30 protein-coding genes are annotated in these 22,440 nt (G+C 42.8%); 23 read left to right on the top strand and 7 right to left on the bottom strand.

The window, feature by feature from the left end; all coding sequences use genetic code 11:
- Genes ACFIKQ_RS05075 through ACFIKQ_RS05045 form a run of 7 tightly spaced genes read left to right on the top strand, consistent with a single transcriptional unit; the run spans window position 1 to window position 4,925 of the window.
- Window positions 1-249, top strand: coding sequence for a phage head-tail joining protein (locus ACFIKQ_RS05075; RefSeq protein ID WP_375656091.1), 249 nt, complete (start codon window positions 1-3; stop codon window positions 247-249).
- A complete protein-coding gene (locus ACFIKQ_RS05070) occupies window positions 249-1,793 on the top strand; it encodes a phage portal protein (protein ID WP_375656090.1) in 1,545 nt (514 codons plus the stop codon). The genes ACFIKQ_RS05075 and ACFIKQ_RS05070 overlap by 1 nt, the downstream gene beginning before the upstream one ends.
- On the top strand, window positions 1,783-2,853 hold the full coding sequence (locus ACFIKQ_RS05065) for a S49 family peptidase (RefSeq protein WP_375656089.1): 1,071 nt from the start codon (window positions 1,783-1,785) through the stop codon (window positions 2,851-2,853). Before ACFIKQ_RS05070 ends, ACFIKQ_RS05065 begins: the two co-directional genes overlap by 11 nt.
- Window positions 2,736-3,116, top strand: a complete 381-nt coding sequence (locus ACFIKQ_RS05060) for a hypothetical protein (protein WP_375656122.1) — start codon at window positions 2,736-2,738, stop codon at window positions 3,114-3,116. The genes ACFIKQ_RS05065 and ACFIKQ_RS05060 overlap by 118 nt, the downstream gene beginning before the upstream one ends.
- Entirely contained in the window at window positions 3,113-3,481 is a 369-nt protein-coding gene (locus ACFIKQ_RS05055; RefSeq protein WP_375647668.1) for a head decoration protein, read from the top strand. Before ACFIKQ_RS05060 ends, ACFIKQ_RS05055 begins: the two co-directional genes overlap by 4 nt.
- A 12-nt stretch (window positions 3,482-3,493) precedes the next feature.
- A complete protein-coding gene (locus ACFIKQ_RS05050) occupies window positions 3,494-4,570 on the top strand; it encodes a major capsid protein (RefSeq protein WP_375656088.1) in 1,077 nt (358 codons plus the stop codon).
- 1 nt (window position 4,571) lies between these two features.
- Window positions 4,572-4,925: a hypothetical protein gene (locus ACFIKQ_RS05045; protein ID WP_375656087.1), complete on the top strand. Its 354-nt coding sequence runs from the start codon at window positions 4,572-4,574 to the stop codon at window positions 4,923-4,925.
- A gap of 27 nt (window positions 4,926-4,952) precedes the next feature.
- Here the strand turns inward: ACFIKQ_RS05045 and ACFIKQ_RS05040 are convergent, their stop codons facing one another.
- Window positions 4,953-5,795 (bottom strand): hypothetical protein, encoded by an 843-nt coding sequence (locus ACFIKQ_RS05040; RefSeq protein ID WP_375656086.1) that lies wholly within the window; start codon window positions 5,793-5,795, stop codon window positions 4,953-4,955.
- Between the two features lie 384 nt (window positions 5,796-6,179).
- Here ACFIKQ_RS05040 and ACFIKQ_RS05035 point away from each other — a divergent pair, with 384 nt between their 5' ends.
- Together ACFIKQ_RS05035 and ACFIKQ_RS05030 are read left to right on the top strand one after the other, a co-directional pair.
- Window positions 6,180-6,911: an antA/AntB antirepressor family protein gene (locus ACFIKQ_RS05035; protein WP_375656085.1), complete on the top strand. Its 732-nt coding sequence runs from the start codon at window positions 6,180-6,182 to the stop codon at window positions 6,909-6,911.
- A complete protein-coding gene (locus tag ACFIKQ_RS05030) occupies window positions 6,908-7,186 on the top strand; it encodes a hypothetical protein (RefSeq protein WP_375656084.1) in 279 nt (92 codons plus the stop codon). Before ACFIKQ_RS05035 ends, ACFIKQ_RS05030 begins: the two co-directional genes overlap by 4 nt.
- 44 nt (window positions 7,187-7,230) lie before the next feature.
- Here ACFIKQ_RS05030 and ACFIKQ_RS05025 read toward each other — a convergent pair whose 3' ends face one another.
- From ACFIKQ_RS05025 to ACFIKQ_RS05015, 3 genes are read right to left on the bottom strand one after another with little or no spacing between them, the layout of a single operon-like run.
- The gene (locus tag ACFIKQ_RS05025) at window positions 7,231-7,377 is read right to left on the bottom strand and encodes a CopG family antitoxin (RefSeq protein WP_375656083.1); all 147 of its coding nucleotides are present in this window, start codon (window positions 7,375-7,377) and stop codon (window positions 7,231-7,233) included.
- Between the two features lie 42 nt (window positions 7,378-7,419).
- Window positions 7,420-7,737, bottom strand: coding sequence for a type II toxin-antitoxin system HicB family antitoxin (locus ACFIKQ_RS05020; protein WP_007554230.1), 318 nt, complete (start codon window positions 7,735-7,737; stop codon window positions 7,420-7,422).
- On the bottom strand, window positions 7,727-7,999 hold the full coding sequence (locus ACFIKQ_RS05015; RefSeq protein ID WP_012231065.1) for a toxin HicA: 273 nt from the start codon (window positions 7,997-7,999) through the stop codon (window positions 7,727-7,729). Before ACFIKQ_RS05015 ends, ACFIKQ_RS05020 begins: the two co-directional genes overlap by 11 nt.
- 49 nt (window positions 8,000-8,048) lie before the next feature.
- Between ACFIKQ_RS05015 and ACFIKQ_RS05010 the strand changes: the two genes are divergently transcribed.
- From ACFIKQ_RS05010 to ACFIKQ_RS04980, 7 genes are read left to right on the top strand one after another with little or no spacing between them, the layout of a single operon-like run.
- Window positions 8,049-8,597, top strand: coding sequence for a hypothetical protein (locus ACFIKQ_RS05010; RefSeq protein WP_375656082.1), 549 nt, complete (start codon window positions 8,049-8,051; stop codon window positions 8,595-8,597).
- Complete coding sequence (locus ACFIKQ_RS05005; protein WP_375656081.1) at window positions 8,578-9,267, top strand: phage baseplate assembly protein V; 690 nt, start codon at window positions 8,578-8,580, stop codon at window positions 9,265-9,267. The genes ACFIKQ_RS05010 and ACFIKQ_RS05005 overlap by 20 nt, the downstream gene beginning before the upstream one ends.
- Entirely contained in the window at window positions 9,264-9,605 is a 342-nt protein-coding gene (locus ACFIKQ_RS05000) for a GPW/gp25 family protein (RefSeq protein WP_208438644.1), read from the top strand. The genes ACFIKQ_RS05005 and ACFIKQ_RS05000 overlap by 4 nt, the downstream gene beginning before the upstream one ends.
- Entirely contained in the window at window positions 9,602-10,429 is an 828-nt protein-coding gene (locus tag ACFIKQ_RS04995; protein ID WP_375656080.1) for a baseplate J/gp47 family protein, read from the top strand. The genes ACFIKQ_RS05000 and ACFIKQ_RS04995 overlap by 4 nt, the downstream gene beginning before the upstream one ends.
- On the top strand, window positions 10,429-11,535 hold the full coding sequence (locus tag ACFIKQ_RS04990) for a phage tail protein (RefSeq protein ID WP_375656079.1): 1,107 nt from the start codon (window positions 10,429-10,431) through the stop codon (window positions 11,533-11,535). The genes ACFIKQ_RS04995 and ACFIKQ_RS04990 overlap by 1 nt, the downstream gene beginning before the upstream one ends.
- 1 nt (window position 11,536) lies before the next feature.
- Window positions 11,537-14,680 carry a DUF4815 domain-containing protein gene (locus ACFIKQ_RS04985; RefSeq protein WP_375656078.1) on the top strand — a complete coding sequence of 1,048 codons (3,144 nt, stop codon included), beginning with the start codon at window positions 11,537-11,539 and terminating at the stop codon, window positions 14,678-14,680.
- Window positions 14,681-14,693: 13 nt separating this feature from the next.
- Window positions 14,694-15,806 carry a Bgr_08870 family protein gene (locus tag ACFIKQ_RS04980; RefSeq protein ID WP_375656077.1) on the top strand — a complete coding sequence of 371 codons (1,113 nt, stop codon included), beginning with the start codon at window positions 14,694-14,696 and terminating at the stop codon, window positions 15,804-15,806.
- A 121-nt stretch (window positions 15,807-15,927) separates the two neighbouring features.
- Here ACFIKQ_RS04980 and ACFIKQ_RS04975 read toward each other — a convergent pair whose 3' ends face one another.
- Window positions 15,928-16,299 carry a type II toxin-antitoxin system HigA family antitoxin gene (locus ACFIKQ_RS04975; protein ID WP_375620553.1) on the bottom strand — a complete coding sequence of 124 codons (372 nt, stop codon included), beginning with the start codon at window positions 16,297-16,299 and terminating at the stop codon, window positions 15,928-15,930.
- Between the two features lie 118 nt (window positions 16,300-16,417).
- Here ACFIKQ_RS04975 and ACFIKQ_RS04970 point away from each other — a divergent pair, with 118 nt between their 5' ends.
- The gene (locus ACFIKQ_RS04970; protein ID WP_208431509.1) at window positions 16,418-16,693 is read left to right on the top strand and encodes a type II toxin-antitoxin system RelE/ParE family toxin; all 276 of its coding nucleotides are present in this window, start codon (window positions 16,418-16,420) and stop codon (window positions 16,691-16,693) included.
- 33 nt (window positions 16,694-16,726) lie between these two features.
- Complete coding sequence (locus tag ACFIKQ_RS04965) at window positions 16,727-17,056, top strand: HigA family addiction module antitoxin (RefSeq protein ID WP_375653050.1); 330 nt, start codon at window positions 16,727-16,729, stop codon at window positions 17,054-17,056.
- Window positions 17,057-17,115: 59 nt separating this feature from the next.
- Here ACFIKQ_RS04965 and ACFIKQ_RS04960 read toward each other — a convergent pair whose 3' ends face one another.
- Window positions 17,116-17,394, bottom strand: coding sequence for a hypothetical protein (locus tag ACFIKQ_RS04960; RefSeq protein ID WP_375632901.1), 279 nt, complete (start codon window positions 17,392-17,394; stop codon window positions 17,116-17,118).
- Entirely contained in the window at window positions 17,391-18,122 is a 732-nt protein-coding gene (locus ACFIKQ_RS04955; protein ID WP_375656076.1) for an antA/AntB antirepressor family protein, read from the bottom strand. The genes ACFIKQ_RS04960 and ACFIKQ_RS04955 overlap by 4 nt, the downstream gene beginning before the upstream one ends.
- 383 nt (window positions 18,123-18,505) lie before the next feature.
- On the opposite strand from ACFIKQ_RS04955, the gene ACFIKQ_RS04950 reads away from it, so the two are divergent.
- The 5 genes from ACFIKQ_RS04950 to ACFIKQ_RS04930 all read left to right on the top strand — a co-directional run.
- Entirely contained in the window at window positions 18,506-19,717 is a 1,212-nt protein-coding gene (locus ACFIKQ_RS04950) for a phage tail sheath subtilisin-like domain-containing protein (protein WP_375656075.1), read from the top strand.
- The gene (locus ACFIKQ_RS04945; protein ID WP_375656074.1) at window positions 19,717-20,223 is read left to right on the top strand and encodes a phage major tail tube protein; all 507 of its coding nucleotides are present in this window, start codon (window positions 19,717-19,719) and stop codon (window positions 20,221-20,223) included. Before ACFIKQ_RS04950 ends, ACFIKQ_RS04945 begins: the two co-directional genes overlap by 1 nt.
- A gap of 2 nt (window positions 20,224-20,225) precedes the next feature.
- Entirely contained in the window at window positions 20,226-20,513 is a 288-nt protein-coding gene (locus ACFIKQ_RS04940; protein ID WP_375653044.1) for a phage tail assembly protein, read from the top strand.
- Window positions 20,514-20,551: 38 nt separating this feature from the next.
- Complete coding sequence (locus ACFIKQ_RS04935) at window positions 20,552-20,623, top strand: GpE family phage tail protein (RefSeq protein WP_081485993.1); 72 nt, start codon at window positions 20,552-20,554, stop codon at window positions 20,621-20,623.
- Window positions 20,620-22,440, top strand: a 1,821-nt coding sequence (locus ACFIKQ_RS04930) for a phage tail tape measure protein (protein WP_375656073.1), incomplete at its 3' end; no start/stop codon positions are given. The genes ACFIKQ_RS04935 and ACFIKQ_RS04930, both read left to right, overlap by 4 nt.

Below are 22,440 nucleotides of genomic sequence, written 5' to 3'. Positions count from 1 at the left end.
GTGGGTGAAACTTTAGAACCAATTAACAGCAAAATTGACAGACTTGAAAACTTAAAAAGGCGGCGTGAGCAAATTGAAGAAGCTCTTTATTCGGGAGCGCAATCGGTGCGCCATGGCGATAAGCAAGTAAGCAATCGTTCTGTTGAGGAACTCCGCAGAGCGCTTGAGATGATCAATACACAAATAGCCAACCTTGAAGGGCGCAAGCGTTCACGCGTTTTCTATTTTAATATATCACGAGGCTATTAATGGCTGGTTTTTTCAATAAACTCACAGGCTTTTTTAAAATTTCTCGTCAACACAATCCCCATTTTGAAGCTGCAAGTAAAAGCCGTCGCATGGGTGGTTTTGACCCCGCAAAAAAACATATCAATAAAGCAATTGAAGAATGCGGTGATACCATTGTTGCCCGTTCAAGATGGCTTTATGATAATGAATCTCTTTATGGGTCTGCAACGGAGGAATGGGTCTCTGCGGCTGTCAGTGATGGGATTAAACCTTATCCTCGTATTGAAGGCTTTCAAGAAGAAAAGAAAAAGCTTTTAGACTTATGGTGGCAATGGGTTGATGAAGCCGATTATGATGAAGATACCAGCTTTTATGGGCTGCAAGCAACCATTGCACGAGAGGTCTTTTTAACCGGAGAGTGCTTTGTAAGATTGCATTATGTTGATCTCTACGGGCGCTCTGGTGTGCCTCTTCAATTGCAAGTTTATCCCACCGAAATGTTGGACCTTTCCTACAATAGACCTGCTGAGATTGAAGGCAATTACATTCGTATGGGGATTGAATTTAATGCCAGTGGTAAGCGCGTTGCTTATCATTTCTGGGAACATCACCCCTATGATGATGTCCCTGCAAATATGGCATTTGAGAGCCAAGAGCGCGTGCGCGTCCCCGCTGAAATGGTCATTCATATCAAAGAGCGCCGTATTGCCGGACAATTGCGCGGTTCTCCCAAAATAACGCGCTCTATGACAAAGATCTTTCAACTCGAATCCTATGACGACGCAGAACTCGATAGAAAAAGGACGGCGGCTCTTTTCGCGGCGTTTGTCAAGGACAGTTCCCCAAACGTCGAAAAATTATCCGATAATCGTGATAAAAACAACGTTGAAGAAGAATACAAAGCACCTGTCATTGCGCCCGGTGCATCTCTTTATTTAGGAGAGAATAAAGAGGTTACATTCTCAAATCCTGTTGAGGTTGGTGGCTCTTATGAGGCTTTTCAATTTCGCAATATCTTGAAAATTTGTGCAGCACTTAATATGCCTTATGCCGTTGTGACTGGAGACGTTACGCGGGGGAATTTTTCAAATGTGCGTACCTCCATCATTCAGTTTAGACGGCACGTCAAACAATGGCGTGAACATATCATTGCCTTTCAGTTTAACCGCATTGTTTGGGAGCGTTTTGTTGAAATGGCAGTGCTTTCTGGATGCGTCAATTTGCCAGGGTGGGAAGAAAATTCCTTGCCATGGCTTCAATGTGAAAGCTTTGCGCCCCCGCTTGAAATGATTGATCCAAACAAGGATATCTCAGCGGAAAAAGAAGAAATCCGTGCAGGCTTGAAAACACGACGCATGGCACTTGCCGAGCGCGGCTTTGATATCGACAGCATTCATGCCGAACTGCAAGAAGAGCACACAGACGCTCGTGCGCGCGGCTTATCTTTTGACACGGATATGGCAGCGCCCTCTGATAGCAATCAAGTAATTGATACCGCAGATTCAGAACCTTCTGAAACTTATGAAAGTAACCAAGGCAGTGAGGCACATACAAATGGTGAATAATCTCGACATGCCGTTTTTGGCATCACGGCTTTTTGGTGTTCCTCATATGCTTGCATCAACAAAGCTTGATATCATTTTGAATGCTCTTGCGCCGCGTCTTTTTGAGGGAGAAAAGTTTCCCCCTAAGGCTTTTGCGCAAGGGGATACAGAAGCTTTAAGACCCCCTGAAACTTATGTAGTACAAAACAATATTGCCATCCTACCAGTTCATGGCACGCTTGTGCGCCGTGGCGCATGGCTTGGGGCTTTATCGGGGCTAACCTCTTATGAAGGTTTAAGGGCTTCTTTTCGTGAAGCCATTGCACAACCTGATGTTCGCGCTGTTTTACTTGATATTGACAGCGGCGGTGGAGAAGCCGGCGGTGTGTTTGATTTAGTTGAAGAGTTTCAAACACTCTCAAAACAATACGACAAGCCCATTTGGGCACATGCCAATGAATTTGCCTGTTCAGCGGCTTATGCCATTGCTTGTGCTGCTTCTCAAATATGGGTAGCTCGTACAGGGGTTGTGGGCTCGATTGGGGTTGTTTGCGCCCATCTTGACCAATCCCGTGCAGATGAAAAACACGGGCATAAATGGACCTTTGTCTTTGAAGGTGATCACAAAGTTCATGGCAATCCTCACGAACCCTTGAGCGATACAGCACAGATAAAAATGCAAGCAGATTGCGCCCTGCTCTACGAGATGTTTGTCGATTTGGTGGCGCAAAACAGACGCTTAAATGCTGCTGCAATTCGTGACACAAAAGCAGAAACTTTTATAGGCAACCAAGCTCTCAAACTTGGATTAGCAGATGCGCAAGGCACCCTTGCGCAAGCTTTGGAAGCCTTAACGGATTCCATATCACAAAACCCAACATCAACAACAAAAGAAGGACAAAACACATGGCACGCACACAATACCGCGCTGAAGAAGAGGATGACGAAAAGATCGTCGACATCATCAATGACGAGGAAGAGGACGAAGACGATAGTGACGTCGACAAAAACGCCGAAGACTTCGACGACGAAGAAAACGAAGATGAAGATGAAGACAATGGGGCCAAGCAGGAAAACATAAAAGCTGCTCTTGAAAAAGAAAGAAAGCGCGCAAAAGCACTAACAACCCTTGAAAGGCAAGCAAAGCACTTAGGCGTTTCTTTTGACGCAGCAAAAGCTATTCAAAACGGTATGAGTCTCGAGAAAGCACGCCAGTGTGTGTTGACGGCTGCTAGCTCTCAAAGCGAGTCTTTAAAAGTCTCGCCTTATGCCCCTCATAGTGATGGGACGAGCAAGGCAAAGATTCACGCAAAATGGGAAGCAGCTTGGAGGGCAGTGAAATGACGAATATTATTTATGACGACGTACGCAATGGCGCTTATCTTGGACCCTACGACCCTGACATGTCAAACGAAGAAGTGGTGTTTGCATCAGGAGCATTCATTGAAGCGGGAACTGTCATGGGAAAGATAACCGCAACGGGACACTATGCCCCCCTTAATCCAGCAGCATCAGATGGCAGTCAAACACCGGCAGGGATTTCTTTTGCCACTATTGACGCAACAGGCGCAGATCAACGCGCCGTGATTACAGCACGCTTATGCACTGTAAAAGCTTCTGAACTGCTATGGCCAGATGCCATCACGGATGAGCAAAAGAAAGCAGCCATTCAGTCTTTAGAAGACAAGAACAACATTCTATTGCGATAGGAGAATGCACACATGGATATGAATTTTTTTAAACATGATGCTTTCTCAAGCATCACAATGATGAAAGCCATTGAAAACTATGAGTTTCAACCTGGTCTTGTAAGCTCTCTTAATCTTTTTGAGGAAGTTGAAACCAGTACCACAGTGGTTGGGATTGAACGGCGTGATAATACATTTTCCCTTATTCAAACCAGTGAACGTGGCGCACCTTTGGCAGAAGGTGATAGAGAGGGTCGTAATCTTCGGTTTTTCAAAACAACACGGATTGCCAAAAGTGATACCGTAAAATCAGAAGAAATCCAGAACCGTCGTGAATTTGGCACAGAAGATCAGTTAGAGACAGCAATGAAATATATTGCCAGAAAACAAAAGAAACTGATTTCTGAAATCGAATTGACATGGGAAAATATGCAACTTGGCGCTGTTCAAGGTGTTGTCCTTGATGCTGATGGCTCGGTGATTGTCGATTGGTACAAGGAATGGGAAATCACACCACCAAAGCCCATTGACTTTAAACTAAATGTTGAGACAACCAATGTTGCTGACAATGTTGATCGGGTCATTATGAGGATGATTGAGGCTTCAAAAGGAGCATTTTCTGATCGTTCTCGGATTATTGGGCTTTGTGGAAATGAATTCTTTTCCAAGTTGAAAAACCATAAAACAATTCGGGAGACCTATTTAAACACAGCCTTAGCACAGACACTCAATAGCGCCGGAGGTGTTGCAACACCAAGCGCTCTTGGCTCGGGCAGCTTTGGCAGTTTTGACTTTGCTGGTGTCACTTTCATTAATTACCGGAGTATCCACAACTATAATGTAAGTGCGAAGGCTGGAACAAAGCGCGCCATAGGAATTAAGCCTGATGAATGTCAATTCTTCCCTGTTGATGCGCCTAGTGTCTTCCAAAAAACCTTTGCACCAGGGGAAAGCTTGGATTTTGCCAACACGGTCGGAAAACCTCTCTACACCATGTTGATCGTTGATCACGACCGTAATGCATGGGTAAAACCTGAAGTCTATAGCTATCCGCTTTACATTTGCACACGCCCTGAAATGCTGTTTAAAGCAGTGATTGGAGCGAAATAACATGCGATGGCACGGGCTGCTAAACCAAATGGTTAAAGATGTGCGCAACACTTTTGGGCAGCCCATCATCTACACGCGAAAGGACAACCAGCAATCTTTTCGTATCACAGCGATTTACACCATTAAGCATTCAGAATCGGACGCTGGTGGCAGAATCCCCACGACAATTGCAAGAAAGGAACTTGATCTTTGTATCAATGACATTGGAGGATTACCACCAAACCCTCAAGATAATGTTGTAATCATTTCCCCTGAAAACAGCAAAGCCCCCTCTCAAGAGCACTTCGTGATCACAGATGTCCAAGCCTCAGAATCCGGTATGTATAAGCTTATCTTGCGGGAGATAAAACAATGAAGCATCTTTATTTGGTGTGTTTAAAAATCAATAAGGCTGCCCAAGAGCCCTAACCACTGCAGCAAATTGGGGAGTAGCGGTGAATTTGTAGTTCCATGGTATACCAGAGCGGCGATTAACCCGACATCCCTCATATGTGATGTCTACTGATGCAATTCGCGTCCAAGTAGTTCGTTCATTCTTTTCAGAGCTTTCAAACACAATAGCTTGATCGGTTACCAAAAGACGCCCACGTGCTACAACTACCATTTGTTCTATTTTATTTACTCTACGTTTACCAACAAAATTAGCATATTCTTGAACTCCCAACAGTTTTTCATTAGGTGCTAGACGATAATCATATTCACTTGCATCAAGTTCTTGAAACATTTCACATGCTTCGGAAAAATTAAAGGGAGGGATATCTGGTTGTAACATCGCAACTTGTTGTTCAAAATGTTTTTTGCGTCTGTATAGACAATAATTATATAAAGCGGAACCAGCAGAAAAAGTGAGGATTATTAACAACCCCCATCCCCAAAAGCCTAATCCATCATCTTTGTCTGGTTTGTTAACTTGAGAGGGGGTAATTTGCTTATCAGTATCCTCAGCTGGTATCTGAGTCACGCTTTCGTTTTGAGTAGCAACATCTATTGACGAAGTCGAGGAGGAGGTAACAATTTCATTATTGTGTGTAATTTGATTTGGTTTGTCTTTGTGTACAGAAGCACCTACTATCGCAGAGCCGATAAATAATAAAGCTCCAATACCAAGAGTTTTCAGTCCGTTTTTCCGCCATTTCTTTATACATACTAAAACGAGTCCGACAATCATCATTGGCAATGATAACAAGCACACGATCATTGCAATTGTATCAAGGGTATCCAGCATTACCTCCCCCTCCGCTATAAATAAAAAAGTAAAGTGGAAATTTAAAGTGAGTCGACAAATAAAGTAAAGACGTACTTATATAATTTAGAAAAATGTAATATTACTTATTGACATTGTGACAGGAGTATGAATAATCGAATCAGGTGCCTAAGAAACACCTTAAAACAACAAGCGGATTGGTTGCCGAAATAATCAGTCTTCCGCACATTGTAAAGGCTTTGACTCATTATATGCGTATAGCGTATACTGGTCTTGTCGGGTGTGGTTATGCCATAAAATACCCTTTCGGGGGAAAGCATAACGACGGGCTTGTTGCCGTGTTTCTTAGCACCCGGCACTTTTTTAAAGTGTCATTAAGAAACATCTATCAACAAGGAATTCATTATGAATACTCTTATAGAAATTAGAGAACAGGTTATTGATCAGGAAACTGTTCAAACTGTTAACGCGCGTGATTTACATACGTTTTTAGAAATAAAAGCTCGCTTTAATGATTGGATTAAAAATCGCATTAAAGAATGTAAATTTCAGGAAAATATAAACTTTATAACGCTTACTAAAAATTTAGTAAGCGGTGGAAAGGTAAAAGAATACCACATTACGTTAGACATGGCTAAACATCTTTCGATGATAGAGCGTAATGACAAAGGGCATGAGGCGCGTCAATACTTTATCAAATGCGAACGGCTTCTGAAACAAGTAGCAACACCGCAAGTCGACTACTCCAAACCGGAAGCATTGCTTGGTGTCTTGAATCACTTACAAAGTCAAATAGAGCAAAAAGATCATGTTATTGCTAAATTAGAACCAAAAGCAGAAGCTTTGGAAGGTTTAAAACGCTCTGATGGTTTGTTTGGTTTGATAGAAGCAGCAAAGATGTTAGAGGTACGACCAAAGGACTTAACGGATTACTTGCGTAAACATGATTGGGTGTATCGACGGGCTCCAGGGGCGCCTTTGTTACCTTATCAAGACAAAATTAAGAAAGGATTCATGGATTGTCCCGCTATTACCATTCAAAGACCGGATGGTACAGAAAAGGTGCTCCCTTCAACGAAAATCACATCTAGAGGATTGGCATGTTTGAGAGAACAAATCCATGGGGGTGTGCAATGAATAGCAGTATCGATTTTTTGTGCGATTTGTGGATGGCATTGTTTAAGCTTTCTAACCATCGAGGCATTGGAGATGAGGACTGCAATGCTATAGTTGAGGTTATGGAATCGGTCGTAGATGCTCTGGTTTTAAAGCTTCAAGATGACGTGCCCAATATTACAAAAATCTTGGCAATTTTGACAGATTTTGGAGCTTCAGAACTTCCACATCGTATGGATTCTTTGTTGCAAACTTATGAACCAGATTTAGAGAGCCCCATTAAAAAGGTTGCTTAATTTAAAAACACATCTTCCCTCCCCGTTCTTAAGATGGGGAGTGGTCAAGAGACTTCTTTAGGTAAGAACTCAAAATGAACGAGTTTAAAACCAGTTAAGTCATAATCTGTAAGATCTGCAGTATCGACAAAGTTTTCTGCTTCTTTATCCGTCTTAAAAACGGGTATTTGTTTTAATTTAGAGGTTTTCATAAGAATTAATTTTCCTTTGGTGCACATAGATTTTTCAACGCTTCAAAGTTTAGAAGAAATGTATCTGTTTAAACTCACACCATTTTCAGCGGCTTGTATTGCAAGTTTTCTATGGAGTTCTGGTGGTATTCTTAATTGAAACTTACCACTGTATTTACCATGTGACAAAGGCACAGGAACTTCTTCTCCATTATGTTGCATATCCTCAACAACTTCTGAAACAAGGTCCATAATACCTTTTAAAGCTTTTTCTGCTTGAACGTCTAACCATGAAAGGGATGGGAATTCTGCACACAATCCAACATATTCCTCATCTTCTTGCGACCACAAAACACGATATGTATAATGATTATTGTTCATGTTTCATCCTTTCTATCGCTTGTAAGACTTGTTTGACTTGATAAGCTTTTGCTTTGTTACCAGAATCTTTTTGAATATTCACACGAGGATCACCAAGCCACGGTGTTTTAAAAACAAAGTGGCTTGTACCATTGTTCCGCGGTTCTCCAAAGAAATAGACACATACAGCCAACAAATCTGAAAACTTGATGTTCTTTGGTGACGCTTTCATCAAGCTGATTATTTTTTCAACTTTATTGCTCATAACCAATAATAGTATCATTATTAATCCTAGTCAATCATTTTATACACTTAATTGGACAGGAGCGCCCATGCATCCGAGAGAGACGATAAGGGAAAGCTTTGTTGCGTTGATCAAAGCAGCAAAGACGGCAGCTGGTGACAATATTTTCAATATGCGTGATTTCAACTTTTCCCCTGAGAACACGCCTGCAATTAATATCTCAACACAAAGTGAAACAATTGAAGATGGCTATGATTATGGAATAAGGCGGCGTGTTTTAACGCTAGATGTTGAATGTTATGCGACATGTGAAGATGGAGCACGTTTTGTAGACCAACTAGCATGGCAAGTTGAGGAGGTTTTCTACGCTAATCCCAATCTCAACAACACAGTTGAGACATGCCGCCTGCAAAATATTGCTTTTGCCTTTGGTGATAATGGCGCCCTAGCGCTCCATGGTGCAATTTTAACCTTTGAAGTCATTTATGTGACCAACATCCCCAACATGGATGAAGAAGAAGGCAGTGTAACAGCAAGAATCGTTGAACCTTTCTTAAGCTTTGAACCAGAAACAGGCGTGAGAAATAAAGATAAATACCATAAAATTGAAGGTGGACATGTTAGAGCGGCGCGATAAAGAAATCACAGATCTAAAAAGACGTGTGGCCAATATGGTTGTGGTGGGGAAGATTAGCCATGTCGACCATAAAAACGCACGCTATCGGGTAAAAAGTGGCAATCTCATCAGTGACTGGATTCCAGACACACAAGCCCGCGCCGGTAAAACACGCTCCTATGAAGGGCGCGATGTTGGAGAGCAAGTAGTTGTTATCTCGTCATCAGGGGATTTGTCACAAGGGGTGATTGTTGGTTCACTTCACACCGATGCTAATCAAGCAGCCGATAAGGGCAGCATTCACCGAACGATATACCCTGATGGAACCAGCCTTGAATATGATGATGAACAAAACACTTATGGAATTCATATCAAATCAGGGGGAAAATTTATCCTGACAATCGCTGATGGTGTGTCACTAAAAGGTGATGGGGGCAAGCTAGAGCTTACCGCACCGGAAGGCATAAAGATTGTTTCAGAAAGCGATATAAATTTAAACGCAAAAGGCGGCATCTCTTTGAAGGCTGGTGGTGGCATTTCACTGAATTCGAATGATAGTCTCTCTCTTTATTCTGGGAGTAATGTTTCCATTCATTCAAGTGGACTAAAGCATAACGACACCAATGTAGGAGCAACACATGTTCATGGTGGTGTTTCCCCTGGTGGTTCTATGACAGGAGGTCCCAATTGAACAGTGGAATGGACCGTACAACGGGAAAGTCATTGACCGGCATTGATCATTTACGCCAATCAATCCTTGATATTTTGTCAACGCGGATTGGTTCGCGTGTAATGCGGCGTGATTATGGTTCACGCGTTGCTGAACTCATTGATGCTCCAGTGAATAATGCTTTTGCTGTTGCTCTTTATGCTGCTGTTGCTGAGGCTTTAGACAAGTGGGAACCGCGTTTTAAATTGAAAAAAATTGATTTTAAATGGAGTGAGGCTGGACAAGTTTCTTTGTCCTTTGAAGGCATTTATTTGCCATCCGGCAAGCCCATTACCATGGAAGGATTATTGATAAAATGAATGGAGTACTTGCAAAACCGGAAATCATCACAGAACTTTCTTTTGAGGAAATACGCGCTGCTGCTCTTGCCCATTTAAAAGAGCTTTTGCCTGAATATACCATTCTTGAAAGTGATCCGGCTGTAAAAGTCATTGAGGCTTTTAGCTATCGAGAGTTGCTTTTAAGACAACGTATTAACGAAGCGGCACGCAACAACATTCTTGATTTTGCAACCGGTGAATCTCTTGATGCTTTGGGAAACTGGCATGGTCTTGCCCGCATGGAGGGTGAAAGTGACGAGAGATATCGTGAACGCATAGAGCTTCATGCCCGTGGTGGCAATGGTAGCGGGACAGAGCCCTATTACAAACTTATAGCCTTAACAGCCGATAGTCGTGTTAAGGATGCGATTGTTTACCGTAAAGGCAAAGACCCAACCATCTATGTTGCTCTTTTTGGCAACAATGAAGAAGGAACGGCATCTGAAGATCTCATACAAACAGTCTCAGAAGCTCTTCACAGAAAAAATATCATCATGACCAATGATACAATCATTGTTCACGCTGCTGTCAAAAAAGTGCTGGATTTAGAGGCAGATGTTTGGCTGTTACCAGAAACATCTTTGAAAATTCTTACAACAATGGAAACAAATTTAAGAGCAGCATGGAGACAAGAACAAGCCATTGGTCGTGAATTAAGTTTGTCGTGGTGGATTTCAAAACTAATGATTTCTGGTGTCCAAAAAGTCATTGCCATTACACCAACACAAGACAGTATGGTTTGTGATGAAGAAATTTTATCGATTGGAAAAATCACCTTAAACTTCAAAGGGCGTGCGCGCTAATGGTTGGCTCCCTCCTCCCCACAAACGCGACAGAATTTGAAAAGCGCCTTGCCGATGCTTGCGATTTTCATCAAGATATTGATGGTTCTGTTTTGGGGATTTCACGTTCTAAACTGATCACACGCCCTCCCCGTTTCTTGCCGTGGTTGATTGAAGAATACGGGCTTGGAGAGCTTACGCCTTATGTTCCAAATCTCTATGATCTGATTGATCAAGGGATTCAATGGCAGCGCTTGCGCGGCTCCCTTGCTGCAATAGAGGTGGGGCTTGAATGGCTCCAGATTACAGCACGCTTTCAACCCGCCTGGACGGGGCGGATATGGTGGAATTCCTTTCAACTTGATTTTGATCAGTTGCCTGAACGGAAAAGCCTTGAAGCCATTGAAGCAATTACCGACCTTTCCAAAAGTTTGCGCTCTGATTTTCGTCGTGGTGTTTATGGTTATGATGTTCAAGCCATGGAAGGCAATATGTCACGCCTTGATGACAGCATGTTGGAGTATGAAAGTGGTGTTAGCTTAACAGCTGGGGGCACTTTGTTTTCCTTTGGGCGCACAACAGAGATAGAGCACGTTCTCTTAAGAGAAGAAGGCAGGCTTATTGGTAATTGGATAGATGATGGGGATGAAGAATTAAGCTGGGACCAAATCGATTACCCATGGGACATGGCAAATTTTCCGTGGTGTTCGGTCAAAAAACATGAACGCGATATGCTGATGGCAGAGTGGTTTCATGGTCGCACGCTTTATCTCGTGTTAAGAGACAGCCAAGATGCCGTGATTGGGTATCAAAGATGCTATGCTGTAGCGCCTGTCGAACAGGCTTTGGAGGGGGTTTACAGCCATTCAGGCAATCACTATCAGCCCTCCCCGAGGGGCACGGCGCTTCTTGTTGCAGCCCGCACAGACTTTCGCGATGTTGACGGCAAACAAGCAGCATTTGTTTCTGTTCTCGTTCATGCCACCCCCAAACAAGATATCCCCCTTGGCAAACTTTGGTTGGAGCCTGATGAACTCAATGGCGGTGTCGAGATACTCAAAACGCCCATTAATATTCCTTTGCGTGCCGATGTTCGCGAACAATTCAAGATTTTATTGAGGTTTTAATATGAAGCATGAAAGTGGTCTACCGTTTGCAATTGACAGATCTCGCGGCAAAGAGGAACAACAAAGCGTTGTCTTTTACGGCACGCGTCCGTTTATTCAAAGTGGTGAACTGAATGAGGTTCAAACCATTATAAGGGGACGGCATGACCGCTTGGGGCGCCTTGTGGCACAAGAAGGAGATCGCGTTGAACGAGCTGATGCTTTTGTCAACAAAGAGACAAGGACCGTCACTTTAACGGATGGCAAGATTTATATCGCAGGCGATATTTTCCCCGTTGCACCTGCTGTACTCAACAATGTTGCCATGATTGGGCGCTTGGAAATTGGTGTGAAGCTACAAAAAAAATGGATAACACACGAAGATGATCCAGAGCTGTTGGGGCAAGTTCCTGGCACCTTGGCAGAAGGAGAGCCTGGAGCCGCACGCGAAACAGCAAAGCTTATTTGGGCACTGAAAGAGGATGCGCAAAGTGGCACTTTCTTTCCCGTTTATATCTTACAAGATGGTGTTCTGATTGATCAAAAATCCCCATCACTGCTTGAACCCGCCATGCAAGCTATTGCGACGTATGACAGAGCCCATGGACATTATATCGTGAGTGGCTGTCGTGTGAGCGCATTGGGAGCAAATAAAGGTTGCCAAGTGTTTAGTATTCAAGAAGGAGAAGCCAATATCAATGGCTTTAAACGCAAGCGCTTAGCCGCTTTGCGTCATGAAGAGATGCAAGATTTTTCGACAAGCGTTGTTCCGAGCGAAACGCATATTTTTGCGCCTCCAAAAGGGAAAACAAGTTTTACCTTTAAACCCTATTATTTTCCTATTGCCGATATTCAGTCTCTTTTGTTGACAAAAGAAAAAACCGTTAACGTCACCCGTGGTGCCGTTGCCGCTGGGCGTGATGGTGTTCCTGATAAAAGCATCACCGCGTTTATTAAAGTTGTTCAAGGAAGCAAGGAATTTAAAGAAGGCACAGATTTTAAAAAAACCGGAGACACCATTGATTGGGCACCCTTAGGAGACGAACCTTTACCGGGCAGCAGCTATAAGGTGACTTATCGCACCCGCGCAAAAATCACGGCTGATAAAGTAACAGAGCAGGAAATCACAGTCTCAGGTGGGGCGCAAGGTGGTGATATTATCGTCAGTTACACTTACAAATTACCCCGCATTGACCGTATAGGTCTCAACACAGAGGGCAATGTGGTTTACATCAAAGGCATTTCATCAGACCAACCTATGGCACCAAGTGTCCCTGATGATGTGTTGTCCCTTGCAACGATCACCAACAATTGGCTTGAAACGCCGGTTGTGGTCAATGATGGCACACGTGTTGCCCCCTATGATGAGATGTGGCGCTATTTTCAACGGGTGCTTTCGCTTGACCGGTTGATGCAATTAGAGCGCATTAAAAGCAATGTGGACTCTAAAGAACCTGTTGCCAAAAAAGGTATGTTTGCTGATCCCTTTCTAGATGACTCTTACAGAGATGAAGGCTTTCAACAAACGGGGGCTGTAGGCAACGGCATTTTGCAGCTTGCTATTGACCCAACATTCTATACTGCTCCTTTAAAAGCGCCTGTCACGCTTGACTGGACAAATGAAGTGATCATTGCGCAAGAGTTGACAACGGCTTGCGAAAAAATCAACCCCTATCAAAATTTTGCACCCCTGCCTGGTACAGTAACCCTTGACCCCGCGACAGACTTTTGGCACGAACAGCGCACCGATTGGCTCTCAAGCGTGACCAATCAACTGAACATGGGATGGAACCGTGGGAGAAGCATTCGTAAAACAGAAATCAGTGATGATTTGGTGAGTGCAACCCAAGAGAAAATCGATTTTTTGAGACAAATTACCCTTTCCTTCAAAATTGAAGGTCTTGGCAAGTGGGAACAATTAGAAAGCCTCACTTTTGATGGTGTGAATGTCTTACCGAATTATCCCCTTTTTGCCGATTCTTATGGCGCCATTGAGGGCACTTTTAAGATTCCTAAAAATATCACTGCTGGCACAAAAAATGTTGTGGCACGGGGGAAAGGTGGAACAATTGCAACGGGGCTTTTTACCGGTCAAGGTGTGATTGATGTGAAAGTCATGCGGCGCACCACAACGGTGAAGATATGGACGCAAGTAGACCCACAAGCGCAAGTTTTTACCCCCGATGAAACACGGCAAATCACCGGTATTGACTTTCATCTTTGCAAAATCGGTAATCAAAACCATGATCTGGTGATTGATTTGGTCACCACAGAAAACGGTTATCCGACCGCCGATATTCAAGCACAAAGCTTTTATTCTATGAAGGGCGCAAAGGCAGGTTGGGCAGAGGCACGCTATGATGTACCACTCCTTGTGATGGATGACCGCTTAACGGCTTTCGTTATCAAGACAGATGATGCTGATCATTCCGTCTCTTTAGCAAAGCTTGGGGATTTTGATGCAGAACACCAGAGATACGTCTCGAGCCACCCTTATGTAACGGGACCACGCTTTTCTTCTGTCAATGCGCAGACATGGACCGCCCATCAAGATGAGGCTTTAGCCTTTCGTGTGTTGGCAGCCCGCTACACACAAACAGAAAAAACCATTGATCTTGGCACTTTTGATCTTGTTGATTGTTCTGATTTGCAAATACGCGCAGCCATTGAATTGCCTTCAAGTGAGTGTTCTGTCATCTTTGAAATTGAACGAAACAATGGCACGGTTTATCAACTCCTTCCCTTTCAATTGCTAAGCCTTACTGAATATATCAGTGAAAAGGTGAAGCTTCGCGCCATTCTCAAAGGGACAGAGAAGCTCTCACCTATTTTGTTTGCTCCTGTTCAATTGATTGCGGGGAAGATTCATAAAACAGCCACTTATGTCACCCGTGCTTTTACCTTTGGGGAAAAGGCAAGGTTGACCAGCTATATCAAAACCTTTTTACCAGGCGGTGCAACCTTTACACTCGAGATGCAACTGGATGATGGGGCGTTTGTTCCTTTGAAACTCGACGAAACAGAGCAGTTATCCGAGCCCCTTTGGACAGAGCGCAAATTTGTAAGCAGCGATAAAACAGCCAAACAAGCGCGCCTCAAACTCACGCTTACTGGTGGACCGGCGGCACGGTCCATGGTGAGTGATTTTGGCGCTGGCATATTATAATGGGAGAACAGAGATGACCAAAACCAAAAAACTCGACATGGAATTGCCTAAAGAAGGTCGTTTTATTAGTTCTGAATTCCCAATCTTGCGCGAAAACTTGACGAAAATTGATCAAGCCATGATGGAAGTTGAGGTAAAGGTAGAGGGAAAAGCACCTTCAAAACACACCCATAGCATAAGTGATGTCACAGATCTTGAAGCGGCTCTCAAAGGCAAAATGGCAGCGGATAAAACCTTCTCATTTGCTGATTTAAGCGATATCGAGGGGGCACAAGATGTAGCCAACAATTATGTTCTCTACAAAGCAAGCAACAATCACTTTACCTTTGGCAGTGCTGTCTCTCTATTAGGCGCACATCAACATAAAACCGAAGATATCGTGGGGCTTGATGACTTTAGAGCCAAGATCAATGAAGATCTGACAGCCTATGGTCGCCTACAACAAGCCAATGAATGGAAAAATTACAACACATTTAACAGAAAAGTCACCATGGGTGACGACTTGGAGATCTTGGGCAATTTATCATCTGATTTCTTCAGTCGTCCGAAAAGGAAAGTGGTTACCCGTTTAAGCGCAAATGAAAGTACGCTTAAAGGACCGCTTAAAGTGGATGGTGATCTTGTCTATACCAAGAGCGAAATTGATGCTTTGCTGGACGCGCTAAACAATAGCATGCCAGTAGGAACTGTAATTTATTATCCTGCACTAACAGTTCCAAAGGGATGGTTAAAAGCAAATGGTGCGCTCATTTCACGGAGCGACTATGCACAACTTTTTGCGGTTATAGGCACGACTTATGGTGCTGGCGACGGCAAAACTACCTTTCGCTTGCCAGATTTAAGAGGGGAGTTCCTACGGGGAGTTGATGATAAACGTAATATTGACCCTAATAGAACCATTGGATCACAGCAAGGCGACGCTATCCGTAACATTACAGGCGAATTGAATTTTGATGCCAAGGCTAAAGTTGCAAGTGGCGCTTTTAAATATGGTGGGGTTTCTAATAGCAGCAATACTTCTTCTGGTTCATCCTCAACCATAAAGTTTGACGCATCTAGAAGCGTACCAACCGCAAATGAAAATCGTCCTCGGAATATAGCGCTGTTAGCGCTTATTCGCTATTAAAGCATGCCGAACATGAAACAGATGTTAGCAAAGTTCCGGTACTTCACACTGTTTAATCTCTTCCTCACTCTGAAGGGATAATGTTTTATGAAATACTAGATAAATAATGACATCCCCTGCTTTAAACATGTTGATCACTATTCAAAATGTCATCTAAACCACGATCTAAATCGTCTAATATATTTTGCGGTGCATCTGCATAAACAAAAGATTGTACACGAGAACGCGCTTTTATTAATTCATGATATAAATCAACAGGAAGCAGATCTTTAGCACTTAAGTTCATTTGTTCCATTCTAAATTTAATAGCCTCAATAGGATGAGGAGAAGAAATAGGATAATGTTCTGTTTCATAAGCTTCAATTAACAAAACAAGAGTTTTCATTCTATCAAATTCTGGAGTATTAACTTCTGGCTGCTTATCAAACATTGCAGACACAACTTCTAAAGCTTCTTGGTAATCTCTCTCTGTACAAATTGGTTTGATATTCATTTCTTAAATTCTTTTAGTTCTACAGTATTCCATTAACAATATTTAACTGTAACATTTTTGTTGACAATTGTCACTTAATATATTACATCTTATTTAAAATAAAGTTGTTGAGTTTGCTATGATCAAAACATTTAAAAATAAAGACCTACAATCTCTCTGGGAAACAGGAAAAAGTAAGATTGATAGCAGGCTTCATCAGCGTATTATTCGCCGTCTGGATACTCTTGACGCAGCTTCTCAAGTTAGTGATATCAATGTACCAGGTTATAACTTTCATATGCTTAAAAGCTTTACTCCGACTCGCTACACAGTCCATATCAATGGTCCTTGGTGTATCACTTTTGAATTTAAAGACGGGCACGTTTACCACGTTGATCTAGAGCAATACCATTGAAGATTTTAAGATTAATTGTAAAGGAAACTATCCATGACTACACGCAATCCTAATCGTTGTCCTACTCATCCAGGAGAAATTTTAGCCGAATCTTTGGAGCATTTAGATACAAGCAAAACTGAAATTGCTCGGATTCTTCAAATATCACGTCAACATCTACATGGCATCCTTAAAGGAGAACGCCCTGTCACGGCTGTAACAGCGGCTCGCATTGGCAAATTATTAGGCAATGGACCAGCCCTTTGGCTACAGCTTCAAGCCAATTATGATACATGGCATGCATTGCGGGATATAGATGTCTCTTCTATTCCAACACTAAAAGTTAGTAAAAAAGCAGATGTGCAAATGGAGCATAGCCGTTAAGAAAGAAATCGCATACCTCCCCGCCTCAAAGACGAGGAGATAAAATCATGTTTTTAAAGTTAAGCAGCTTTCTTAACAGAATTTTTCAAACTCGGATCGTAAGCTTTCAACAAAGGCTCCATAATAGAAGGAGGTTTTAAAGATCCAAAATTTGTAATCATTGCCAGAACTCTGAGTGCGTTTGGTGATTCATCTTGAAGTTTTAAAATCAAAGCTTTTTCTATTGCATCCATGGTCTCAATGAGAGCATTAAAAGCTTTATCTTCGACATCATCACGATCAGAAAACTGAAACAATGCCATCCATAAATCGCACAAAAAATCGATACTGGTATTCATTGCACACCCCCAAAGATTTGTTCTCTCAAACATGCTAATCCTCTAGATGTAATTTTTGTTGAAGGCAGCACCTTTTCTGTACCATCCGGTCTTTGAATGGTAATAGCGGGACAATCCATAAATCCTTTCTTGATCTTGTCCTGATAAGGTAACAGAGGCGCCCCTGGAGCCCGTCGATAGACCCAATCATGTTTACGCAAGTAATCCGTTAAATCTTTTGGTCGTACCTCTAACATCTTTGCTGCTTCAATAAGACCGAATAAACCATCAGAGCGTTTTAAACCTTCCAAAGCTTCTGCTTTTGGTGCTAATTTAGCAATAACATGATCTTTTTGCTCTATTTGACTTTGTAAGTGATTCAAGACACCAAGCAATGCTTCCGGTTTGGAGTAGTCGACTTGCGGTGTTGCTACTTGTTTCAGAAGCCGTTCGCATTTGATAAAGTATTGACGCGCCTCATGCCCTTTGTCATTACGCTCTATCATCGAAAGATGTTTAGCCATGTCTAACGTAATGTAGTATTCTTTAGAAGGACGACCTCCTGAACTTTCGCTCAAAAAAGAGCAAAAGCTATAACCTTCTTTAAATTTACATTCTTTAATACGACGAATAATCCAATCTTTAAAACTGGTTTTAACTTCTAAAAATGTATGCAAGTCACGTGCGTTTACTGTCTGGACAGTATCGCCATCAATGACTTGTTCTGTAATTTTTATAAGAGTGTTCATGAGAACTCCTTATCGTTAAATGTTTTTGATTGACACTCGATAAAAGAGTGCCGGGTGCTCAAAAACACGGCGATAAGTCCGTCGTTATGCTTTCCCCCAAAGGGTATTGTATAGCGTAACCACACCCGACAAGCTATTTATATGCTATACGCATATAATGAGTCAAAGCTTTTAATCTGCGGAAAAAAGACTGTTTCGGCAATCCACCCGCTTATCGTCAAGGTGTTTTTGAGGCACCTGATTCGAAAATACACATTACAGAAATAATGTCAAGCTATTTTCGATAATTTTTTATCATTATGCCAGTCTAACAAATACAGCAATCACCCCCTCATTTTTTTCCCATTCATTTCATTAGCCAACCATTTAAAGGAGCATAAAGTATGGCAACAGGTTTTTTACACGGTGTTGAAGTTATCGAGGTTGACGACGGCACCCGCCCCCTTCGCGCGGTACAATCGGCAGTTATCGGGATTGTTGGCACGGCGCCCGATGCAGATGAACAAGCATTTCCTCTTAATACACCCGTTTTGGTAACAGGCTCTCTTTCACAAGCAGCTAAACTGGATAAAACAGGCAAGCGTCAAGGCACCCTACCCAATGCCCTTGATCTTATTTTCAAGCAAGTGGGAGCTATTGTTGTTGTCGTGCGTGTGAACGAGGGTGACAATGAAAATGCAACACTCACCAATGTTCTAGGTGGTGTGAATGCAAATGGCGCTTATGAAGGCGTCCATGCTTTGATTGGAGCGGGGTCCATTGTGGGACAAACACCACGCATTCTCATCGCTCCAGGCTTTACACATCAACGCCCTTCCAGTGTGAATATTGAAGAGAATGGAACTGGTGCAACTGCCAACCCCGTCGCAGCAGAACTGATTGGCATTGCAGAGCGTCTGCGTGCTATTGTGGTGCTTGATGCACCAAACACAACAGATGAAGCAGCCCTTAGCACAGTAAAGGATTTTGATTCAAAGCGCGCCATCATAGTTGACCCTTTTGTAAAGGTGAATCGTGATGGAAAAATCTTAGAACAGCCAGCAAGTGCAGCAGTTGCTGGTGTCATTGCTAAAACTGATTTTACACACGGTTTTTGGCATTCCCCTTCAAATAAAGTGATCAATGGCATTGTTGGAACTGCGCGCCCCATTGATTTTTCCATTGGTGATCGATCAAGCCGCGCTAACCTTCTTAACGAACAAAACATCACAACAATTATCCGCGAAAATGGTTATCGTCTTTGGGGTAATCGCACCCTTTCAAGCGATACAAAGTTTGCTTTCTTATCGGTGGTGAGAACCGCAGATATGATCAATGACGCCATTTTGCGCGGGCATCTATGGGCTGTCGACCGCAATATCAAAAAAACCTACATGCATGACGTGAGTGAAAGCGTCAATGCCTATTTGCGTGATTTAAAAGCACAAGGCGCCATTCTTGGTGGGCGTTGTACGCCTGATCCAGAGTTGAATACAGCAAGCGCTATTGAAAGCGGCAGAGTCTATTTCAATGTCGAATTCACACCAACAACACCAGCAGAACACATCACATTCCGTTCACGCATTGTGAATGATTATTTAGAGGAGATTTTTTAATGGCTATCCCCGTTTTACCAAGAGTTTTGAAATATTTTAACATTTTTGTCGACGGCATTCCCTATCAAGCAAAATGTGAAAGCGTAACATTACCGAATTTGAACTTGGTTGTTGAAAATTATCGTGGCGGAGGCATGGACTCCTCCATTGAAGTTGACCTTGGTCTTGAAACTCTCATTCTCACCATGACCATTTCTGATTGCTCTCCAGAGTTGATGGCACTGTTGGGGCGCACTGATGTCGACATTTCATTACGAAGTTCAATGCAAGCGCAAGGCACACCCGCAGAAGGTGTTGTCATTACCATGAGAGGACTATGCAAAGGCTTTGAAATGGCAGAATGGCAACCGGGGAGCAAAGCAACATCCACAGCAACATTTACATTGCAGTATTTTAAATATGTCCAGAAGGACGTTGAAATTGTTGAGATAGACGCCCTCAACATGGTGAGGAGATTCAATGGCGTCAATCAATTAGCAGATCATAGAGAAAACTTAGGATTATAAAAATGACAGTACAAACAAGCATTACACATAAATTATTGATACCTGTTACTTTTGAGGGAAAAGAGCACACCACAATTACCTTACAGCGCCCCAAAACAAAAGATCTGCAAGCAATCGACAAAAAAGAAGGCATAGAGCAAACAATTGCTATGGTTGCACGCCTTTCTGGATGGGCACATGAAGCGGTTGGAGAACTCGATATTAATGACTTGTCGAGCATTGGAGAGATTTTGGAGTCTTTTATCAAGCGGCGGGATACCTCGACTGGGAAAACGCCGCTAAACTCATAGCCGATATTACCATTGTGTTCCATTGGTCCCTTTCAAAGATGATGGAAATGGAACCGCAAGAACTCATATTCTGGCGAAAACAAGCAGCAGAAAGGTATAAGACAAAATGAGTGAAAAAGTTGCTGATGCAAAGGTAAAACTGTCTCTTGAAGACAAACTCACCGCGCCTCTTAAACGTGTACAAAAAAAATTCGATACATTGTCTAAAACACTCTCACATAGTTTGGGTATTCCGCGCTTTTCTGCTGCTGTCAAAAACATGACAAAAAGCCTTCATGGCGTTCAAAGTGCTCTTGGAGTGGCGGCAAGCCGTGCTTCGGTCTTTACTGGTGTCTTAGGGCTTGCTGGTGGTGGTCTTGTGGCAAGTGTAGCCGCCCTCACCATGAAAACCATGCATCTGGGGGATAGTCTTCATCACGCATCACGCCATTTGGGGATGAGTGTTGCATCGCTTCAATTATGGGGCGATGCAGCCGATAATTCAGGATATTCTGCTGAACTTTTTCAACAATCTCTAGCAACTTTAAATAGGCGTTCAGCACAAGCATATGCTGGACAAAAAAGAGGCATTATGGGCTTTGAAGCACTTGGCATTTCTGTCAAAAACGCTTCTGGAAAACTCAAATCAAATTCGGCTTTGTTGGAAGAAATTACCGACAAGATGAGTAAGATGAAAAATCAAGCACAAAGACAGCATATTGCCGCTCTGCTGTTTGGGGGCGATGGTAAAGAAATGGCGACCATGCTTGCACAAGGCATGGCGCCTATCAAAGAGCTGTTTGCAAAGGCGCGAAAAGGAAAATGGCTCATAGGTGCCGATGTTGCACGCTATGCAGCAGATTTGAGTGATAAGCTTGGTGCTTTTAAGAAAAAAATAGGCGGTATCGCGAGCTTTATTGGCGCCCGTTTCATGCCCGTGATTAATGATATGATTGACGGTTTTTCAAAGTTGATTGATGAAAACCGCGACCTCATTCAAACAACCGTTGCGAGCTGGGCAAAAACCTTAAAAAAAGTCCTTAATGATTTGCTTAATCCTACCTCCGATTTAAGAAAAGGCATCAGTGATCTCACAGAGAGAATTAAAGGCTGGTTCCAATGGCTAGAACCTCTGATTGGTGAAATAACCCTTTTCAAGGTAGGACTTGTGGCACTTGGTTCGTTCATTTTTGGTCCACTCATTGCCGCATTAGCCGCAGCGGGAGTAGCGTTTGTCACGCTTGGCTATACTATAATGACGACACCTATCGGTTGGCTAATTGGCGGCATCGCAGCTCTTGTTGTAGTCTATAAATATTGGGATAAACTCAATGGCTGGGTAGCCGCATCTTTAGCCGCAGTTGGAGTAGTTCTTATAGCTTCACTCATTCCAGCAATAACTGCCGTTAGTTCTGCTTTTATATCGCTTGGTATCGCAATCATGACCACTCCTATCGGCTGGATCGCTGGCGGCATAGCAGCCCTTGTTGGAGTTGGATATCTGCTCTACAAAAATTGGGATACGGTAGTAAGCTTCATAAGTAACTTGTGGAATTCTTTTGCGAGCTTATGTAGTAACGTTTTCAATAACCTCTTGACGCTCTTTAAAAACTTTTCACCGCTCTCTTGGATTTCAAAAAAAATCAATGCATTGATTGAGTGGCTGTTTAGCATCGATTTAATGGAAGCAGGTTCCAATCTCATTGGTAGCTTGTGGGACGGCATCAAAAGCCAATGGAATGCTCTGTCTGAATGGTTTAGCGGCATGATAAGCAAATTAACCAGCTGGATGCCTAATTGGATGAAAAAAAAGCTAGGCTTTAATGTTTCAATCAACAAAACTTCAACCCAGACCATTAAAACCTTTACCAATGAAACCAATGCACGCGCAAAAAGAATGCTGGATACAGTAGTGGTTACAAATACCCCACCTGAAAAACGCAAGAGT

This window comes from Bartonella sp. MR63HLJHH, from assembly GCF_042194155.1.
GTDB lineage: Bacteria > Pseudomonadota > Alphaproteobacteria > Rhizobiales > Rhizobiaceae > Bartonella > Bartonella grahamii.
This window is presented reverse-complemented; position numbering and strand designations above follow the sequence as displayed.

What these genes read in the sequence shown, in the direction of transcription:
- ACFIKQ_RS04940 (WP_375653044.1), top strand. Translation starts at nt 20,226, where the DNA reads ATGACAGTACAAACAAGCATTACACATAAATTATTGATACCTGTTACT.
- ACFIKQ_RS04950 (WP_375656075.1), top strand. Translation starts at nt 18,506, where the DNA reads ATGGCAACAGGTTTTTTACACGGTGTTGAAGTTATCGAGGTTGACGAC.
- ACFIKQ_RS05025 (WP_375656083.1), bottom strand. Translation starts at nt 7,377, where the DNA reads ATGAAAACCTCTAAATTAAAACAAATACCCGTTTTTAAGACGGATAAA.
- ACFIKQ_RS04960 (WP_375632901.1), bottom strand. Translation starts at nt 17,394, where the DNA reads ATGAATACCAGTATCGATTTTTTGTGCGATTTATGGATGGCATTGTTT.
- ACFIKQ_RS05015 (WP_012231065.1), bottom strand. Translation starts at nt 7,999, where the DNA reads ATGATACTATTATTGGTTATGAGCAATAAAGTTGAAAAAATAATCAGC.
- ACFIKQ_RS04995 (WP_375656080.1), top strand. Translation starts at nt 9,602, where the DNA reads ATGAATGGAGTACTTGCAAAACCGGAAATCATCACAGAACTTTCTTTT.
- ACFIKQ_RS04965 (WP_375653050.1), top strand. Translation starts at nt 16,727, where the DNA reads ATGACTACACGCAATCCTAATCGTTGTCCTACTCATCCAGGAGAAATT.
- ACFIKQ_RS05055 (WP_375647668.1), top strand. Translation starts at nt 3,113, where the DNA reads ATGACGAATATTATTTATGACGACGTACGCAATGGCGCTTATCTTGGA.
- ACFIKQ_RS05010 (WP_375656082.1), top strand. Translation starts at nt 8,049, where the DNA reads ATGCATCCGAGAGAGACGATAAGGGAAAGCTTTGTTGCGTTGATCAAA.
- ACFIKQ_RS05045 (WP_375656087.1), top strand. Translation starts at nt 4,572, where the DNA reads ATGCGATGGCACGGGCTGCTAAACCAAATGGTTAAAGATGTGCGCAAC.
- ACFIKQ_RS04970 (WP_208431509.1), top strand. Translation starts at nt 16,418, where the DNA reads ATGATCAAAACATTTAAAAATAAAGACCTACAATCTCTCTGGGAAACA.
- ACFIKQ_RS05065 (WP_375656089.1), top strand. Translation starts at nt 1,783, where the DNA reads ATGGTGAATAATCTCGACATGCCGTTTTTGGCATCACGGCTTTTTGGT.
- ACFIKQ_RS05005 (WP_375656081.1), top strand. Translation starts at nt 8,578, where the DNA reads ATGTTAGAGCGGCGCGATAAAGAAATCACAGATCTAAAAAGACGTGTG.
- ACFIKQ_RS05040 (WP_375656086.1), bottom strand. Translation starts at nt 5,795, where the DNA reads ATGCTGGATACCCTTGATACAATTGCAATGATCGTGTGCTTGTTATCA.
- ACFIKQ_RS05050 (WP_375656088.1), top strand. Translation starts at nt 3,494, where the DNA reads ATGGATATGAATTTTTTTAAACATGATGCTTTCTCAAGCATCACAATG.
- ACFIKQ_RS04985 (WP_375656078.1), top strand. Translation starts at nt 11,537, where the DNA reads ATGAAGCATGAAAGTGGTCTACCGTTTGCAATTGACAGATCTCGCGGC.
- ACFIKQ_RS04990 (WP_375656079.1), top strand. Translation starts at nt 10,429, where the DNA reads ATGGTTGGCTCCCTCCTCCCCACAAACGCGACAGAATTTGAAAAGCGC.
- ACFIKQ_RS05070 (WP_375656090.1), top strand. Translation starts at nt 249, where the DNA reads ATGGCTGGTTTTTTCAATAAACTCACAGGCTTTTTTAAAATTTCTCGT.
- ACFIKQ_RS05020 (WP_007554230.1), bottom strand. Translation starts at nt 7,737, where the DNA reads ATGAACAATAATCATTATACATATCGTGTTTTGTGGTCGCAAGAAGAT.
- ACFIKQ_RS04975 (WP_375620553.1), bottom strand. Translation starts at nt 16,299, where the DNA reads ATGAATATCAAACCAATTTGTACAGAGAGAGATTACCAAGAAGCTTTA.
- ACFIKQ_RS04955 (WP_375656076.1), bottom strand. Translation starts at nt 18,122, where the DNA reads ATGAACACTCTTATAAAAATTACAGAACAAGTCATTGATGGCGATACT.
- ACFIKQ_RS04945 (WP_375656074.1), top strand. Translation starts at nt 19,717, where the DNA reads ATGGCTATCCCCGTTTTACCAAGAGTTTTGAAATATTTTAACATTTTT.
- ACFIKQ_RS05035 (WP_375656085.1), top strand. Translation starts at nt 6,180, where the DNA reads ATGAATACTCTTATAGAAATTAGAGAACAGGTTATTGATCAGGAAACT.
- ACFIKQ_RS05030 (WP_375656084.1), top strand. Translation starts at nt 6,908, where the DNA reads ATGAATAGCAGTATCGATTTTTTGTGCGATTTGTGGATGGCATTGTTT.
- ACFIKQ_RS04980 (WP_375656077.1), top strand. Translation starts at nt 14,694, where the DNA reads ATGACCAAAACCAAAAAACTCGACATGGAATTGCCTAAAGAAGGTCGT.